General features: G+C 29.1%; 13 protein-coding genes. 9 read left to right on the forward strand and 4 right to left on the reverse strand.

Annotation, left to right across the window (positions count from 1 at the left end):
- The first annotated feature begins 96 nt into the window (after positions 1-96).
- Both FVE73_RS02860 and FVE73_RS02865 read left to right on the forward strand, forming a co-directional pair.
- Entirely contained in the window at positions 97-2,853 is a 2,757-nt protein-coding gene (locus FVE73_RS02860; RefSeq protein WP_018499157.1) for an autotransporter domain-containing protein, read from the forward strand.
- Positions 2,854-2,987: 134 nt separating this feature from the next.
- Positions 2,988-3,587 (forward strand): hypothetical protein, encoded by a 600-nt coding sequence (locus FVE73_RS02865; RefSeq protein ID WP_018499158.1) that lies wholly within the window; start codon positions 2,988-2,990, stop codon positions 3,585-3,587.
- A 217-nt stretch (positions 3,588-3,804) separates the two neighbouring features.
- On the opposite strand, the gene adhP is transcribed toward FVE73_RS02865, so the two are convergent.
- A complete protein-coding gene (gene adhP, locus FVE73_RS02870; protein WP_018499159.1) occupies positions 3,805-4,848 on the reverse strand; it encodes an alcohol dehydrogenase AdhP in 1,044 nt (347 codons plus the stop codon).
- A 521-nt stretch (positions 4,849-5,369) separates the two neighbouring features.
- Between adhP and mgtE (FVE73_RS02875) the strand changes: the two genes are divergently transcribed.
- The 3 genes from mgtE (FVE73_RS02875) to FVE73_RS02885 all read left to right on the forward strand — a co-directional run bounded on the left by mgtE (FVE73_RS02875) (position 5,370) and on the right by FVE73_RS02885 (position 8,798).
- Positions 5,370-6,716, forward strand: a complete 1,347-nt coding sequence (mgtE, locus tag FVE73_RS02875) for a magnesium transporter (RefSeq protein WP_018499160.1) — start codon at positions 5,370-5,372, stop codon at positions 6,714-6,716.
- A gap of 88 nt (positions 6,717-6,804) precedes the next feature.
- Complete coding sequence (mgtE, locus tag FVE73_RS02880) at positions 6,805-8,154, forward strand: magnesium transporter (RefSeq protein ID WP_018499161.1); 1,350 nt, start codon at positions 6,805-6,807, stop codon at positions 8,152-8,154.
- 113 nt (positions 8,155-8,267) lie between these two features.
- Positions 8,268-8,798 carry a hypothetical protein gene (locus FVE73_RS02885; protein WP_018499162.1) on the forward strand — a complete coding sequence of 177 codons (531 nt, stop codon included), beginning with the start codon at positions 8,268-8,270 and terminating at the stop codon, positions 8,796-8,798.
- A gap of 222 nt (positions 8,799-9,020) precedes the next feature.
- On the opposite strand, the gene FVE73_RS02890 is transcribed toward FVE73_RS02885, so the two are convergent.
- The 3 genes from FVE73_RS02890 to FVE73_RS02900 all read right to left on the reverse strand — a co-directional run bounded on the left by FVE73_RS02890 (position 9,021) and on the right by FVE73_RS02900 (position 11,650).
- On the reverse strand, positions 9,021-9,470 hold the full coding sequence (locus tag FVE73_RS02890) for a hypothetical protein (RefSeq protein ID WP_018499163.1): 450 nt from the start codon (positions 9,468-9,470) through the stop codon (positions 9,021-9,023).
- Positions 9,470-10,213 carry a DnaJ domain-containing protein gene (locus tag FVE73_RS02895; RefSeq protein WP_018499164.1) on the reverse strand — a complete coding sequence of 248 codons (744 nt, stop codon included), beginning with the start codon at positions 10,211-10,213 and terminating at the stop codon, positions 9,470-9,472. The genes FVE73_RS02890 and FVE73_RS02895 overlap by 1 nt, the downstream gene beginning before the upstream one ends.
- A gap of 453 nt (positions 10,214-10,666) precedes the next feature.
- The gene (locus tag FVE73_RS02900; protein ID WP_018499165.1) at positions 10,667-11,650 is read right to left on the reverse strand and encodes an FAD-dependent oxidoreductase; all 984 of its coding nucleotides are present in this window, start codon (positions 11,648-11,650) and stop codon (positions 10,667-10,669) included.
- A gap of 302 nt (positions 11,651-11,952) precedes the next feature.
- Between FVE73_RS02900 and rapZ the strand changes: the two genes are divergently transcribed.
- The 4 genes from rapZ to FVE73_RS02920 all read left to right on the forward strand — a co-directional run bounded on the left by rapZ (position 11,953) and on the right by FVE73_RS02920 (position 17,258).
- Entirely contained in the window at positions 11,953-12,828 is an 876-nt protein-coding gene (gene rapZ, locus FVE73_RS02905) for an RNase adapter RapZ (RefSeq protein ID WP_018499166.1), read from the forward strand.
- Between the two features lie 162 nt (positions 12,829-12,990).
- Positions 12,991-14,088: an RNA-guided endonuclease TnpB family protein gene (locus FVE73_RS02910; protein WP_146997828.1), complete on the forward strand. Its 1,098-nt coding sequence runs from the start codon at positions 12,991-12,993 to the stop codon at positions 14,086-14,088.
- A gap of 150 nt (positions 14,089-14,238) precedes the next feature.
- On the forward strand, positions 14,239-16,059 hold the full coding sequence (uvrC, locus tag FVE73_RS02915) for an excinuclease ABC subunit UvrC (RefSeq protein WP_018499842.1): 1,821 nt from the start codon (positions 14,239-14,241) through the stop codon (positions 16,057-16,059).
- 182 nt (positions 16,060-16,241) lie between these two features.
- Positions 16,242-17,258: a hypothetical protein gene (locus FVE73_RS02920; protein WP_018499841.1), complete on the forward strand. Its 1,017-nt coding sequence runs from the start codon at positions 16,242-16,244 to the stop codon at positions 17,256-17,258.
- The last annotated feature ends 336 nt before the right edge of the window (positions 17,259-17,594 follow it).

Consider the following 17,594-nt stretch of genomic DNA (forward strand, 5'->3'; position numbering starts at 1 on the left):
TTAAATTTATTTTCTCATTTTTCTTTAATGTTAATATATTATAATTAAATTAAATCAAGTCAAGATTCAAATCAAATTATAACGGGAGTGGTCTATATGAAAAGTAAAATAAAAAAGATATTTATTTATGCCTTGCTTTTATCCCTAATAAGCTGTGGAAGTAGTGGTGGAAATGGCAGTACAGGAAAAACACCAACACCAGCCCCAAAGCCAAAACCAGCAGATCCAAAACCAAAACCAGCAGATCCAAAACCAAAAGGACCAAGTGCCTCAGATGTTTATTATAACGGTGAAATTGTGATCCGAAATGGAGGATATTCGTCAAAATATCCAAATGGTACAATACTTACAACGACAACAAGTGATATAGTTAAAATTCCAAGTACAGCTGGGATACCAATAAGAAAGCAAGATTATCAAACGTCTTCAGGAATTCCAATGAATGGAAAGATATTTTTGCACAGTACAGGAACTACACAGCAAGTTACAGATTTTAGTTCAGATTTAACTGCTTCAAATAGTTATCGAGCAGCAATTGGCGGAGATTTAATGGACGAGTATATTGCAAGAGTAAATTCAGTTTCAGGTGGAGATAATTTATATATTTGGCCAGCAGGGAACATCAGAGGAAATAAAAATCCGTCACTTGAAGGAGGACTTCCTTATTTTGAAAAAACTTTGGAAAAATCTTGGATAAATGTAGTTGCACTTGTGAATAAATCTGGAACTGCAGGATTGGAATGGAAGGATTTAGAGCCATTGTCAAATGCAGGGGTAGCTAGTAAATGGACTATAACTGCGGTAAGTGAAGATGGAACATCAGCAAAAGCAGCGGAAAATGTTGCAAAAGCGGTAGATCAGGTACGTGAAAAATTTCCTGGAATGAAAATGGATATGATTAGAGACATAATTCTTTCAACAGCTACTGATATCGGAGCAGCAGGAGTGGATGATGTATTTGGATATGGACTTTTAGATGCTACTACTGCTTTAAATGGACCAAAAAGATTAGATTATGGAACGAGCAAATTTTATGTTCCAAATACAAAAACTTGGGTTTTTAAAAATAATATTTATGGTTCGTATACAGATTTAGAAAAAAGTGGAAAAGGAACATTAGTTTTAGAAGGAAAAAATTCTTTTTATAAAATAAAAGTAGATGGTGGAACACTGATTTTAAAAGGATACAATACTTCTAGATATGAAACAATAATAAAAAATGGAACACTCGATGTTAAGAGAAAATTTACTCCTCGAAATATTGAAATAGAAACGGATGGTACATTGATTACAAATCCTAATACTGTGATAGGAGAAATTACTAAAGATTATTATACGAATGAGATAACTGTTAATGTGGCAGTTAATATTGTAAATAAAGGAACACTAAAAAATATTGGAAAAGGAGCGATTATAACTGGAAATTACACAGCGAAATATGGTTCAGTGACAGAAGCAGAAATTGGATCAAAATTGATAGTAAAAGGAACAATAAAAATTGATGGAAGAGAAAGAAATCAAACTTTGGGAAGCTCAGTAAAACTTTTAAGTAATGGATACGTTACTGCAACACCAACAACATCGACAGTTATTGAAGCCGAAAAAGGAATAGAAGGACAATTTGCAAAAGTGGAAACTGATGAATTGATTAATGGAAAAGTGGAAAATAAAGGAAATTCAATTGAAGCTACAATTAGTAGAAAAAATGTGGAAGATTATGTAAATAGTTTGAAAAATAGCGATGAAATGCAGAAGAATACTGCTAAAAATGTAGAGGTTTTCTTTAAAGAATTAGATAAAAAAATAGCTGAAGGAAATACAAATGTTTCTAATTTTGCTTTAGGTGCGGCAAAACTTCAAAAAAATTCCCTATCTCTAAGTTCAAGTATATTAGATAGTTTATCAGGACAAATTTATGCTTCAGCTCAAGCTTTAACATTTCAACAATCGCAAACAATAAATAAGGATTTATCAAATAGACTTGTAATGCTCGGAACGCTTGATAATGCTAGTGATAAATTTGGATTATGGATTTCTTCCATTGGAGCTAATGGGAAATTAAAACAAAATGGGTATGCTGAAGGAAAAACTAAAGTTTATGGAGGACAGGTTGGAATTGATAAGCAATTTGGAGAAAATTTGATTTTAGGAACGGCTTTAGCTTATTCAAAAGGAAATGTGAAATTTGATAGACATGGTGGAAAGTCAGATGCAGATAATTTTGGAATTTCATTGTATGGAAGAGTTGGAAATAAAGATAATCCGATGTATTTGCAAGGAAGAGTTGGACTTGGATTTGTAAATAGTGAAGTTAAAAGGGATATTATTTTATCTGAAAATGATATTTCACGAGGAAAAATTGAGCATAATGATAAAGTAATTTCAGGATATTTAGAAACAGGGTATGATGTGAAAAAAGGTGATTTTGTATTGACACCATTTGCTGGAATCTCGCACGATACAGTTCAAAGAGGAGCATTTCACGAGGAAAATAGCCAATTTGGATTAAAGGCGGATAAAAAGACTTACAAACAAACAAGTGGACTTGCTGGAGTTAGAGTTAGTCAAAAATTTAATTTTGAAAATGGTTCAAAAACTACATTACAAGGATACATAACACATCAAAGGGCATTTAATAATGAAAATTTGAATTTTAAAGCATCGTATTCAGGACTACCAGATGCAAAATTTAAAGTAAAGGGAATAGGGCTTTCAAAGAGTCAAACATGGGTAGGAGCTGGAGTTTTAAATGAAGTTAGTTCAAAATTTGCCTGGTATTTGAATTATGATGGAAAAATTGATAAAAAGGCTAAAAATAATGTATTTACAGCTGGTATGAGAGTTAATTTTTGATAGACTTTTTTAAATGATAAATTTATAAATTTTTTATGAATTTTAAACTATATATGTTCACTTATCATTGGTAAGATATTTTTAAATAAAAGTTTAGTTCAAAAATTAAAAATAAGTTTTAGGAGATGATTTTTATGAAAAAGAAAAAAGTTTTAATATTAATTCTATTGGCATTTATGATGGTAACACCAGTAATGAAAGCAGATTTTTGGTCAAAATTAAGAGATGCTTTTATAGGTGGAGATAATTATTCAAGTTCGAGTTCAAGCTCAAGTGATAAAAATATTGTAGATGGTAAAATTTATAATCCAAAGGATAATAGAGAATATAGACTAGTTGAAAAAATGAAAGATGAAAGAGAAAATTCCCAAAGTGACTATAGAAAATTTGAAAATTCATCAAGTAAAACTTTTTATTATGAATGTACAATAAATTCAAAAGATTTTTTATCAATAATAGGATTTAGGACTTTTTATGGATATGCTGATTTTCCTGTATATGAAATTAGTTCAGGAGTGGAAAAGTGTTATGAAAAGAAGGAAAATGAATATAAAAAGGAAGTTTCTAAAAGGAAAATTTATATAGATGGTAAATTGGCAAAACATATTTTAAAAAATGAAATTAATGTTCAAAAAATAGCAGTTTATGATGCAAAATTAAATGACAGAGGCTATCCTTTGTTTAGTTCAAAAAATCCGAGAGTTTTGATAAATGATAAATTAGTATCTTATTAAAATGATAAAAATTAAAAAGTAAAAAATAAGAAAAAATGTAACTAACAATTTAAGTTAATTACATTTTTTTATTTACATAGATGACTTAAAATCATTAAATATACTTGAACACATCTAAAATTAAACTGATAAAAATTATATAAATTTAGAATTTGAGTAAAATAATTATAGTTTTTGAGATCAGTTTTAAGTAAGTTTTACTATAATTTTAAATTGATTAATGTTTATGTCCACATCCGCAAGAATGTGAGTGCATATCAATTACCATACGTCCTTGAATTGTTCCTTCTTCCATTTCCTTAAAGATTTCAGGAGCTTCTTCAATAGTTCTAGTTTGAACTACTGGCACAACCAATCCTTCGGCTCCAAATTGGAATGCTTCTCTCAAGTCTTCTCTTGTCCCTACCAATGAACCAATTACTTCAATACCGTCTAATACAGTTTTTACGATTGGCAAGTCCATAGTTTCTGATGGTAATCCAACAGCCACAACTTTTCCTGCAGCTCTTACTGAATCAACAGCTTGGTTAAATGCAACTTTTGATACAGCAGTAACTACAGCAATATGAGCTCCAATTCCGCTTAATTCTTTAATTTTTGCAACTGGATCTTCTTTTTTGCCATTTATAACATAATCTGCTCCAACTTCTTTAGCAAGTGCCAATTTATCATCATTAATATCAACAGCAATTACGTGAGTGTTAAACACTTTTTTAGCATATTGAACTCCCAAATTTCCCAATCCTCCTGCACCGTAAATTACTACCCATTGTCCTGGTTGAGGTTTTCCAACTTTTATTGCTTTATAAGTTGTAACTCCTGCACAAGTGATGCTGCTGGCTTGAGCTGGATCCAGTCCTTCAGGTACCTTTACTGCATAATCGGCCGTAACAATACATTGTTCAGCCATTCCGCCATCTGCAGAATATCCAGCATTTATTACATCTCTACATAGTGTTTCCTGTCCATTAATACAGTATTCACATCTTCCACATCCTTCAAAGAACCAAGCAATACTTACTCTATCTCCTGGTTTGAGTGATGTCACACCTTCAGCAACTTCTCTTACAATCCCAATTCCTTCATGCCCTAAAACTCTTCCCGGAACTTTCCCAAAGTTACCATGAGCCACATGCAAATCAGTATGGCAGACACCGCAATATTCCACATCAACTAATGCTTCTCCAGCTTTTAATCCTCTTAATTCTTTTTCTACAACTTCTATTCCTGTTCCTTCTTTATTAACTACTACTGCTTTCATTTTATTTCCCTTCCTTTTTTATTTATTTTCAATTTTTAAGTTTTTAAATTTAGTTATATGAATATTTAATCATATAACATATATATACCTCATAAAATCTAAAAAGTCAAATTTTTTTTATAAAATAATTTATTATATTTTTTATTTTTTAAATGAAATTTAGTATTAGAGGTTAATCAAATTTCTAGAAATTTATTGACAATAGTTAGTTTGTTTGGTAGAATTTTTGTGGGCATAAGTTTTATCGGTTATTTATCTTAATTTTTGTTTTGATTTTGAATATAAAATAATAGATATAAATATTTCAAATTTATGCTATTTTTGTTGTTTTATGGAGGTAGATATCTTGAACGAGGAAGTCCCGGAAGAGAGATTTAAAAATCTGAATAAATTAAAATTTACAAATTTGTGCAAATACGGATAAAGGGAATATCTTCGTTGCTGTTATTCTCCTGATTTTTATTTGCAGAAAAATTTTAAAAAATTAAAAGTGCAAAGAAGAAAAAAGAAAGGAGATAATAATGGAAAACAACATTATTCAAAAACTTATAGATGAAAAAAAATATTTTGAAATTAGAAAATATTTAAACGATTTAAACATTGTGGAAGTTTCAGAGCTGCTAAATCAGTTTGAATCTTCTGAATTAATAATGATTTTTAGGTTACTTTCCAAAAATAGGGCAGCTGATGTATTTTCGTATCTGGACAGTGAACATCAGGAAATGATTATTAAAACCATGACAGATGTGGAAACAAAAAATATATTTGATGAGCTTTATTTTGATGACATTGTCGATATCATCGAAGAAATGCCATCAAACGTGGTCAAAAAGATACTAAAGAACACCGACGCAAAAGATAGACACACAATAAATCTTTTGTTAAAATATCCTGAAAATTCAGCTGGAAGCATTATGACAACTGAATACATGGATTTGAAAAAGAATATGACAGCTTCTTCTGCAATTTCTAAAATTAGAAATGTTGTGGAAGATATGGCAAATGTCTACACTTGCTATGTGATTGATGAAAGTAGAAAGCTGGAAGGGGTAGTTTCTTTAAAAGAGCTTATTACAAGCGAGGACGATGAACCTATTCAAAATCTTATGAATAAAAATGTGATAAGTGTTCATACAAATGATGATCAGGAAAAAGTTGCAGAAATAATAAAAAAATATAATCTTATCGTACTTCCTGTGACAGATAACGAGAATAGACTTTTAGGAATTATCACGATTGATGATGTAATGGATGTTGTAGAACAGGAAGCGACAGAGGATTTTCATAGAATGGCTGGGATTTCACCTGTGGAGGAATCTTATTTGAAAACAAGCGCCTTTACAATGGCAAGACAGAGAATTAGCTGGTTAATTGTACTTATGATTTCTGCCACATTTACTGGAAGAATTATAAGCAAATATGAAGATGTGCTGCAGTCTGTAGTTATACTTTCTTCATTTATTCCAATGCTGATGGATACTGGAGGAAATGCAGGCGCACAGTCTTCGACAATTGTAATTCGTGCTTTAGCGTTGGGGGAAGTTGATATAAAAGATACTTTTAAAATATTAAAAAAAGAATTTCTTATTTCATTTATAGTAGCTATCGTTTTGGCAGCAATAAATTTTTTAAGAATTATAACTTTGACAAAGACACCTTTAAATGTTGCAATAACAGTTTCAGTAACTTTAATTTTTGTAGTTATAATTTCTAAAATAATAGGTGCTTTTTTACCAGTTATTGCTAAAGCCTTTAAAATGGATCCGGCAATAATGGCAGGGCCTTTAATAACTACGATTTTAGATGCGCTTACTCTTACTATTTACTTTAGATTTGCAACTATGTTTTTAAGTAATGTTATAAAGTAAATATTTTTATAAAATTTAAGAATGTAAAAATTGATTGTCTAATCGAAGTTTTATGATAACTATTTAAAAAAAATGAGGTGAGAAAAAAATGAAAAAAATAAAAAGAATAGTTGAAGATCTTTTGAAAGAAAAAAAATATTTTGAAATAAAAAAAGAATTAGATAAATTAAATGCAGTTGAAATTTCTGATGTGATAAATTTATTTAAACTCCCAGAGCTTGTAATAATGATTTTTAGACTTTTAAAAAAAGATAAAGCGGCGGATGTGTTTTCATATTTGGACAGCGAACATCAGGAAATGATTATTCACGCTTCAACTGATGTTGAAACACGAGAAATATTTGATGAACTGTATTTTGATGATATTGTCGACATTATCGAGGAAATGCCGTCGGATATTGTAAAAAAAATCTTGAAAAATACGGATAGAAAAGATAGACACTTGATAAATCAGCTTCTAAAATATCCAGATAATTCAGCTGGAAGCATTATGACGACTGAATATGTGGATTTTCAGAAAAATATGACAGTTCAAGAGGCGATAGGACAGCTTAAAAAAACTGGGAAAGACAAGGAAAATATTTATACTTGCTATGTTACGGACAAAAACGGGAAATTGGAAGGCGTGCTTTCACTAAAGGAATTAATTTCTAAAAAGGACGGTGCTGTAATTGAAGATATTATGAATACAAATTTTGTAAGTGTAAATACAAATGATGATCAGGAAAAAGTCGCAGATTTGTTTAAAAAATACGATTTTATCGTTATGCCAGTCGTTGACCAAGAAAATAGGATTTTAGGAATAATTACGGTGGATGACGTTTTGGATGTTGTGGATCAGGAAGTTACGGAAGATTTTCATAAAATGGCTGGAATTACTTCACCTACAGATGATTCCTATTTAAAGACAAGTATCTTTACGATGGCAAGACAAAGAATCGGGTGGCTTGCAGTTCTTATGATTTCTGACACAATTTCTGGAAACATAATACAAGGCTATGAAAAAGTTCTGGCAAAGTCAATAATTTTAACGGCATTTATTCCAATGCTTATGTCAAGCGGAGGAAATGTTGGTTCACAATCTTCAACGGTTGTAATCCGTTCACTTGCACTTGGGGAAATTTCTCCAAAGGACGCTTTTAAAGTGATTAAAAAGGAATTTTCAATTGGAATAATGGTTTCAATAGTTTTGGCGATATTAAATTTTATAAGACTTGTTACACTTGAAAAAACTAATTTTGTAATTGCTTTTGTCGTTTCATTGACACTTGTATTTACAGTAATAGTTTCAAAGCTAGTAGGAGCACTGCTTCCACTTGGGGCAAAAATTGTGAAGGCTGATCCGGCGGTTATGGCAACACCTTTGATAACAACGATTTCTGATGCCGTAACACTTATAATTTATTTTAATTTTGCAACAATGTTTTTGAAACTTTAGTAAATATAAACAATAGCAGTTTATTAAGTAATGTAAATCTAATGAAATACTGGATATATATTTATATATTTTATGGTATGATATAGCAAATTTTTAAGGAGGAAAGTAATCTTATGAAGGTTAAAATATTAATTTTATTAGGTATGCTTCTATTTGTAGTAAGTTGTGGAACTCATCCAGCACAAAAGGAATTTGAACGGCAAATGAAAGTAATACAGTCAGGAAATTTATCAAAATTTGGTAAAGCAAGTGGAGATGTAGTGGTTATTTTAAACCAATTTAGTAAAATGTATGGTGAAGGAATGAAAAAGATAACTTACAAAATTAATAAAGTTGAAGCAAAAGGAGATACAGCTACAATTAATGTTACCGTAAAGTCTCCAGATATAACACCATATATTCCAGAACTTCAAAGTAGAATATCTCAAAAACTTTCAAAGGCTATGCCAAAAAATAACGAAGAATTACAAAATCAGATATCAGAACTTGGAAAAGAATTTTTTAATGAAAAATTTAATAGCAAGGATTTGAAATATACAGAAAAAACTTTGGATGTTAAGTATGTAAAAAATGGAAAAGAATGGGAAATGAGCGATGAAAATGAAGAATTTTTTAAAATCTTAACTTTTGGGCTTATGAATTAGTTTAAAAAAAAGAAGTTACTTTGATTTGGATAACTTCTTTTTTATTTTCTTTGCTTGTAAAATTATAGTAAGACGGATTTAAAACAGAATCCAAAAACCATGACTATTTTATTTTGATTCAAGTCCTAAATTTATATGATTTTTGATAGTTTAATTTTGAACGAGTTAGAGTATATTTTAAAAATAGAAAACGTATTGTTTATTTTCCATGTCAAACAAAACCTATAACGAATTTTTAAATATCATAAACTCTCGAAGTTCATTTTCTTTAAGTGTATCTGGATGTTTTCTAAATTGAATTTTCCCAAGAGATTCTGTTATATCAAATTCTGATATAAAATATATATGCAATTCAAATTTTGTCTGTGTGCTGCAAATCCAAACTGTTCCTTTGGATAAATCTGTAAATGCATAACCGACGCTGCTGTTTTTATTCCATTTGAAAATCTGATTTTTGGGGACTGGAAGTTTTGACATTCTTCGGTTAAGTTCCTTGCTAACTATATTTTCACATGCATTAGTGCCAAAAACTATAGAAGATGAAATTACAAAACAGATACCAATAACAAATATTCCAAGTTTTAAAAGAACTGGTGTTGATATACAGGCTAAAAAAATCAAAAATCTTGCTGTATAAGCTAATTTTATATATTTATAATTTTTTATAATCATTATCCTTTTCTCCTTTGCATTAGATAATATTCTAATTGGTTATCTAGAAATTCCTTTACCATATTTAATTCTTGAGTTTTAGCATTAGCAGTTTGATCCGAATTTCTATCTGGATGCACTTTTTTTATTTCCCTTCTGTATGCTTTTTTTATTACATCCTCATTTATTTCTCCATTTTTATCAATTTTTAAAACAGCAAGATATTCTTCAAATTTCTGAATAATTTCTCCATCATTTGTGCTTTGGTAATCAAAATTTGAATAGTCATTATTTTTTCTTTCATATTGCTCCCTTGAGTATTCCTGTTGATGTCTATAGTATGAGTATTCTTGGGATTTTTCTTTCCAGTACTGTTTTTCCCTGTCCTGCTGCTTCTGATATTCTTCCTGATCTTTTCTTCTTCTTTCATATTCTTGATTCCTTGCACTTTCAAACCATTGCTCATATTTTTTGTAAATTTTTTTATTTTCTTCTCTTTCATTCAGAAGAATTCCCAAAATAAAATTCAAAAATTCTGGAATGGCTTTAAAAATCAGAAAAACTGCACAAGCAATTAGAACGTAAATAAGAACACCTAAGAGCCAGCTCCAGTTTCCAGCAAAAATAAAAGCAAGAAGAGCAAAAAATACTAAAATTGGCAATATTGTATAAAATCCTATAGCCATTATTGCCAATGAAATTAAACTGCATAATTCAGCAATTTCACTTAATATAAATTGTACTAATCTTATTAAGGTTTTCACTATTTACCTCCTTTTTAAAATTTCTCATTTAAATAATAAATTAATAAATTTTATTCAATAAGTATTCAAAATTTCTTATTTTCAAATAAAAAATATTTTTAATTTTTAAATGAGATTTAGAATTAATAAGAAACTCTTAAATTAATATCATTTTACTCAATTATAAATTAATTGTCAACTTTTTGTATTTTTTATAAATAGCGGAAAAAAATGAGGTTGTCTCATAAGATAAATAAAATTCCCAAATCATAAATTTTATATATTTTACTATATTTATAAAGTCAATAAAAATAATATTTATTGATTTTTAAAATATATAATACTTATGTTAGTAAAAATTATTTTTGAATTACGAGACACCCTCATCATATACTAAATCATGAATTTATTATAGATTTTTTTTAGCAAGGAGATGATTCCTTGTTACTAAATAATTAAGTAAATGCAATAAAATTAATATTTTGTAATTAAATAATCAAATGCTCCAAGAGCTGCTTTTGCCCCTTCTCCCATTGCAATGATTATTTGTTTTTGTTTGATATTTGTAACATCTCCTGCTGCGAAGATTCCTGCTGCGGAAGTTGAGTTGTTTTCAGGGTTGATTACGATTTCTCCAATTTTGTTTGTTTCAACTAAATCTTTTACAACTTCGCTTCTAGGTGATAATCCTACTTCCACGAACATTCCTTCCACATTTAATGTTTTTTCTTCTTCAGTTTCTCTGTTTTTGTAGATGATATTTTCTACAAATTCATTTCCGTTTACTTTAGTAGTTGCGGAATTTAAAATTACTTTTATGTTTGATTGCTCAGCCAATTTTTCCTGTAAAACTTTATCAGCCTTTAATTCAGGCATAAATTCGATTAATGTAACTGATTTTGCAATTCCAGATAGGTCAAGAGCCGCTTCAACACCTGAATTCCCACCACCAATTACAGCAACATCCAGTCCTTTGTAGAAAGGCCCGTCACAAGTTGAGCAGTAATGAACCCCTTTTCCAACGTATTCGGCTTCTCCTGGAATATTAAGACTTCTTGGTTTTGCTCCAGTTGCTATAATAACAGTTTTCGATTTATAACTTTTTCCATCATCAGTTACTAAAATTTTATCTTTTCCATCTTCCTTTATTTCTTTTACCAAATGTCCTTCTTTAAATGCAACTTCGTATTCCTTCAGATGTTTTTCCAAAGTTTGGGCAAATTTAGCTCCAGTAGTCGAGATAGTTCCAATAATATTTTCAATTTCATTTGTATCAAGAACTTGCCCTCCGATTTTCACACCAATCATCGCCACATTAAGCCCTTTTCTAGCTGCATAGATTGCCGCTGAGACAGCTGCAGGTCCAGAACCTACTACAGTTACATCGTAAAGTTTATTTTCATCAATTTTTGCCAGTTTCCCTTCATCTAAAGCCCCAAGATTTAAGCTAAAATCCATTTTTTATACCTCCAAATTTTATTTTTATTTATACAAATTTATTTAATTTTGTAATCATTACAATTTATTTTAATATAAATTTTTAAAATTGTCAACATCTAAATTTTTAATTTGGTCCTGAAGAATAAATTTTTAAAGAAAATTCAATATCAGACTTGTTTGAAAACTATATGTATTTAGAATTTAATGAGAAAAATATAAAAATTTTGTCTATCAAAAATTATTTATATTTATCTGGAGATATGCTATAATAATTTTAAGGGAAATTAGAGAAATAAAATTATTTTTAAAGAGGAATTTTTATGGATAAAGTAAAAAAAGAACTGGTTATAATAACTGGGATGAGTGGAGCTGGAAAATCTGAGGCTATGAAATTTTTTGAAGATAGGGAATATTTTTGCATTGATAATTTTCCTATTAATTTGTTTCAATATTTGAATGAGATTTTTTTAAGCAGTGAAAAGAGAAATCAAGTGGCAATAGCGATAGATGTTAGAAATCAGGAATTTATCGAGCAGTTGACAAAACAGCTGGAAATATTGGATAAAGAAGAAATTTCTCATACTATGATCTATTTGGATGCAAGAACAGATGTTTTACTAAGTAGATATGAGCTTTCCAGAAGAAAGCACCCGTTAAATATGTATGACACTTTACTTGCCAATATAAAGGCGGAACGTAAAATTATAAAGGATTTTATGGTAAAAGCTGATTTGGTAATTGATACAAGCACATTGACAGTAAAAAAATTGCAGGAAGTTTTGGAAAAGGAATTTTCAGGACAAAGAAAAAAAATAAGCGTCAATTTAACTTCCTTTGGATTTAAATATGGAATTCCGCTGGATTTACATTTAATGTTTGATTTACGATTTTTACCAAATCCCTATTATATCGACAATTTAAAAAGAAAAACTGGAAATCATAAGGAAGTACAGGATTATGTAATGGGACTTCCAGAAAGCCAGGAATTTTATAAAATGCTTTTAAATATGCTTTTGTATCTAATTCCAAAATATGAAAAGGAAGGAAAATCACATTTACGTATAGGAATAGGATGTTCAGGTGGACAGCATCGTTCAGCTACTTTTGTGAATAAACTTTACGATGATCTTTCACAAAAAATGGATTATCATATTGGAAAATTTCATAGAGAAGTAGGAGATAAAAAAGAAATTTAACAAAAAGATAGCAAGAAGTCTCCAACTTCTATAAGTGGGAGATGAATTGCTTTTTTTGTAAAAAAATTGAAAAAAGGATACACCTATGATACAATTTTTGTGTAAAATATTGAAGAGAAGTCATTAAAAATAATATTCAAAATTAAAAGGAGGTGTAATTTTATGAAATATAATTTAGCATTCAAATACAGAATTTATCCAAATAAAGAGCAGGAATTGTTGATAAACAAGACTTTTGGATGTGTTCGTTTTATTTACAATACAATTTTGTATACTGCGAATAAAATTTATGAAGAAACTGGAAAAAATAAAATAATTACACCTGCCAGTTTGAAAAGTGAAAATCAATTTTTAAAAGAAGTAGACAGTCTGGCACTTTCAAATGCTCAATTGAATGTAAAACGATCGTTTACAAATTTTTTTCAGAAGAGAGCGAAGTTTCCAAAGTTCAAATCTAAAAAGAATAATGTTAAAAGTTACACGACAAATTGTGTGAATAATTCGATACGAATTGAGGAAAACAAGTATTTAGTTTTGCCAAAATTGAAAAGAGTAAAATTAAAATATCATAGAGAAATACCGAAGGATTACAAGATAAAGTCAGTAACATTGACAAACAGTAATGGAAATTACTATGTTTCCATCTTGACAGAATTTGAAAAAGAAATTCAAAAAAATCCAAGTAATGATAAAGTGATTGGACTTGATTTTTCAATGTCTGAATTATTTGTCAGCTCTGAAAACCAAAGAGCTGATTATCCAAGATATTTTAGGATGCTGGAGAAAAAATTGAAGAAATTACAGAAATCATTGTCAAGAAAAGTGAAATTTTCTAAAAATTGGTATAAGCAAAAAGCGAAAATATCAAAATTGCATGAATATATCAAAAATTGTCGAAGGGATTTTTTGCATAAATTATCGAAAAAATTGTCTGAAGTGTATAATGCTGTGGTTGTTGAGGATTTGAATATGAGAGGAATAAGCCAGGCATTAAATTTTGGAAAAAGTGTAGGAGATAATGGATGGGGAATATTTTTGAGGATGCTTGAGTATAAGTTGATGTTTTTAGGGAAACAATTTTTGAAGATAGATAAATGGTTTCCGTCATCGAAAACTTGTAGTAGATGTGGAAATATTAAAGAAAAACTGAAATTATCAGAAAGAAGTTATAAATGTGAGTGCTGTGGGATTGGAATTGATAGAGATTACAATGCGGCATTGAATATAAAAAACATTGGAAAAGCGATGTTGGAATATTAGGAAATAAAAAAACAGGGCAGGGATTGTCCGAAGAGCTTGGTAAATATATTTGGCTAGCAAAAGCAGATACTTCCCAAGAAGCTCCTGCTTCTAAAAACGGGAGTAGTTCACTTTATACAAATTGAAAGAAAGAATAAAAAAAACACAAAAATGGAAGAGGAAAGAAAATTAGAGAAGAAAATAAAATTAGAAAAAGAAATAAAATCACCAATTAAATATAAGGATATTCCCACAAATCCAGGGGTTTATTTGATGAAAAATGAACGTGGAAAGATTATTTATGTGGGTAAGGCGAAAAATTTACAAAATAGGGTAAAGTCCTATTTTACAAATGTAAATTCGCACAATCAGAAAACACTGGAATTGGTGAAGAATATTAGAGATATTGAGTTTTTCATTTGTAAATCAGAAGTTGAGGCACTTATTTTGGAAAATAACTTGATAAAAAAGAATAAGCCTAAATACAACATTTTATTAAAGGATGAAAAAACTTATCCGTATATAAAGTTTACAAAGGAAAAATTTCCTAAAGTGGAAATTGTGAGAAGTACGAAAAAATTAAATGACAATGCAGAATATTTTGGTCCTTATCCAATGGGAATATTTTTTGCAATGAAAACTTTGTTAAAAATATTTCCAATGAGAGATTGTAATCGAAATATGGAAAAAATAACAAGACCTTGCTTAAAATATTATATGAAAACTTGTCCCGCTCCTTGCCAGTATAAAAACATAGAAGAAGAATACAGTGCAAATGTAAAAAATTTTAAAGATTTTCTGAAAGGGCGTTCAGATAAGGTTATTGAAATGCTAGAAAGCAGAATGAAGAAGTTTAGTGATAATATGGAATTTGAACGTGCAATTAGTGAGCGTGAAAAATTGACTGTACTAAAAAAAATGCTGGAAATACAGATTATCGAATACAGCAAGGAAATTGACGAGGATGTGTTTGTATTTGAGGAAAAAAGAGAAAATGTGTTTTTATGTGTGCTGAACATTCGGGAAGGGAAGGTTATTAATAAAAATCACATAATAATTTCAATGGAAAGAAGTCAAGAGGAAAGCCTTTTTGAACGGTTAATCACTTCATATTATGAAAAAAGGAATATTCCAAAGCATATTATTTGTGACGAGAGATTTTTGCAAAGTGAGCATTTGATAAAGGAATGGGCAAAAATTGAAAAACATAAGGAGATAAAAATTTATTTTCCAAAGATAAATAGCCGAAGATTAAAGCTTCTGGAAATGGGTTATTTGAACTTGCGAGAAGAAGTGGATAAATACTATAGAAAACGGCGTTTGGTTCAAGAAGGGTTGCGTAATTTGAAAAAAGAACTGAGATTAAAAAGTCTGCCTTATAGAATAGAATGCTTTGATATTTCAAATATACAGGGAAAAGATGCAGTTGCAGCAATGACGGTGGCACTTGATGGAGAAACAGTTCCAAGGGAATATAGACATTTTAAAATTACAGTAAAAGATACACCAGACGACTTCTTAATGATGAGGGAAGCATTGACACGGAGATATTCTAAAATAGAAAATGATAAAATGCCCAATCTGATTTTAATTGATGGTGGAAAAGGTCAGCTTGGAGTAGCTGTGAATGTGCTTGAAAAACTTGGGAAAATAGAGTATACTGATGTGATTGGAATTGCAAAAAGAGAAGAGGAAATTTTTAAAAGTTATGAAAGTGAGCCGTATTTATTTGAAAAAACAGATGAAACATTGAAAATTTTGCAAAGATTGCGGGATGAAGCTCATAGGTTTGGAATTACACATCATAGAAAATTGAGAAGTAAGCGGAATGTCAAAAGTGCATTGGATGATATTTATGGAATTGGCCCGAAACGGAAAAAGGAATTAATAAAAAAATTTGGATTAATAAAAAATATACGAAATGCAACACTTGCGGAACTGATGGAAATTGTACCAGAAAATATTGCTATTTCTATAAAGGAAAATTTATAAAGTAAAAATAGAAAATTGTAAAAGTTAAAAATGGGATGATAACAGTATTTAAAGCAAGAAGTTAAAACTTTTTTTCAAAAAGTGAGAAGATTAAAAAATTAAAATTGAAAAATGCTGTATTAATAAGATTTTATGAATTTTTACAAATAGTTATGTAAAATAAAAGTATTAGGAGGAAAAACTTGAAGAAATTAATAATGTTAATATTACTTGGGTGCAGTATGACAAGTTTTGCTCTTTTTGATAAAATAAAAAAGGAGATAAAATGGAGGGAAGAGGAAAAGCCGCGATTTAACCAGGTAAAAGTGACAATTGATGGAAAAGAAAAAATGCGTAAGGTCATTCCAGGACGTTATGAAATTAAATTATTTGAAATTACATATCCGACAGATTTGTTTGGGAAAAATAGATTTTATAATGAGTTTAATGCTTTTTTGAAGAATATAAAAAAAGGAAAAAAGTATTCATTGCTTTTGGAAGATAGATTTTATCAAGAAATGCAAGATATAAAAGTTGATCAATTATCAGAAGAGGAAAAAATATTGGAATTGCCAGCATCTTCATTGGATGAATATTACAGACAGCAGATAATTGCAATGTCAAAAGAAGTTAATTTAACTGAATATGTGGGAACAGATCAGGAATATTTGAATAGACAAATTTATGTTCTTTATGAACTTTTGAATAAAACTGATTTTAATCCAAAAAACGTTTATTCTGAATTAGATAAGGAATTTTTAATTGAAGAATTAAAAAATAACCGTAAGGAAGTTGTAGAAAACTTTGAAAAATCAAACGTTGAATTTTTTATAAAGGAAACCTATGAAAACTCAGGATTAAATAAATTTAAAGATGATTCAGTATATAAATTTGACAAAGATATCTTAATTTCTGATAAACTGGAAGATCAGGCTGTATTGCCAGAACTTCAAAGAAACGTTTATTTGACAGGTTTTCCTAATGAAATTATTGAAGAACTTGCAAAAAATCAGTTAAAATTAAAAAGAACACCGTTACTTCTTGAAAATAGCGAATATCATGGGTATACTTATAATGAAAATAATACAGTAGTGTTTATAGGAGGAGAAAAGCCCAAATACTATTATAATGATTATAAAATAAACGTAGTTAAAAAGCCAATAGAAGTACTTAATTTGTTAAAAACAAGTTCAAATTATTATGTATCAGACTTTTTTTAAAATTTTATTTTTGGTATAAAATATAAAATCCTAAATCATTCATCTAAAAGACTTTTTTATTTTAGGTTATTTTTATTAATAATAGTTTTTTCTTTACTTTTTACTTTTTAACTTTTTTAACGCAAGGGCATCAAACGCCATGCCCTTGCATCCCCGCTTTACGCAAAACTTTCTTATAAAGAAAAAAGAAAACTCGCTTTTGAATATAGATAATATTGATAGGTAGAAATTAATTCAATTTAAAATATATTCCAAAAGCTCAAACAGTTCTTTTTTCTTTAACGAAATTTTGCTTATCAATTTTTAAGAAGGTTATCTTAACAATTATAATTTTTT

It is taken from the genome of Leptotrichia wadei (genome assembly GCF_007990545.2).
GTDB classification, from domain to species: Bacteria; Fusobacteriota; Fusobacteriia; order Fusobacteriales; family Leptotrichiaceae; genus Leptotrichia; species Leptotrichia wadei.

Excerpts from the sequence above, each read along its gene's own strand:
- FVE73_RS02860 (WP_018499157.1), top strand. The coding sequence starts at position 97 with ATGAAAAGTAAAATAAAAAAGATATTTATTTATGCCTTGCTTTTATCC.
- FVE73_RS02865 (WP_018499158.1), top strand. The coding sequence starts at position 2,988 with ATGAAAAAGAAAAAAGTTTTAATATTAATTCTATTGGCATTTATGATG.
- adhP (WP_018499159.1), bottom strand. The coding sequence starts at position 4,848 with ATGAAAGCAGTAGTAGTTAATAAAGAAGGAACAGGAATAGAAGTTGTA.
- mgtE (WP_018499160.1), top strand. The coding sequence starts at position 5,370 with ATGGAAAACAACATTATTCAAAAACTTATAGATGAAAAAAAATATTTT.
- mgtE (WP_018499161.1), top strand. The coding sequence starts at position 6,805 with ATGAAAAAAATAAAAAGAATAGTTGAAGATCTTTTGAAAGAAAAAAAA.
- FVE73_RS02885 (WP_018499162.1), top strand. The coding sequence starts at position 8,268 with ATGAAGGTTAAAATATTAATTTTATTAGGTATGCTTCTATTTGTAGTA.
- FVE73_RS02890 (WP_018499163.1), bottom strand. The coding sequence starts at position 9,470 with ATGATTATAAAAAATTATAAATATATAAAATTAGCTTATACAGCAAGA.
- FVE73_RS02900 (WP_018499165.1), bottom strand. The coding sequence starts at position 11,650 with ATGGATTTTAGCTTAAATCTTGGGGCTTTAGATGAAGGGAAACTGGCA.
- rapZ (WP_018499166.1), top strand. The coding sequence starts at position 11,953 with ATGGATAAAGTAAAAAAAGAACTGGTTATAATAACTGGGATGAGTGGA.
- FVE73_RS02910 (WP_146997828.1), top strand. The coding sequence starts at position 12,991 with ATGAAATATAATTTAGCATTCAAATACAGAATTTATCCAAATAAAGAG.
- uvrC (WP_018499842.1), top strand. The coding sequence starts at position 14,239 with ATGGAAGAGGAAAGAAAATTAGAGAAGAAAATAAAATTAGAAAAAGAA.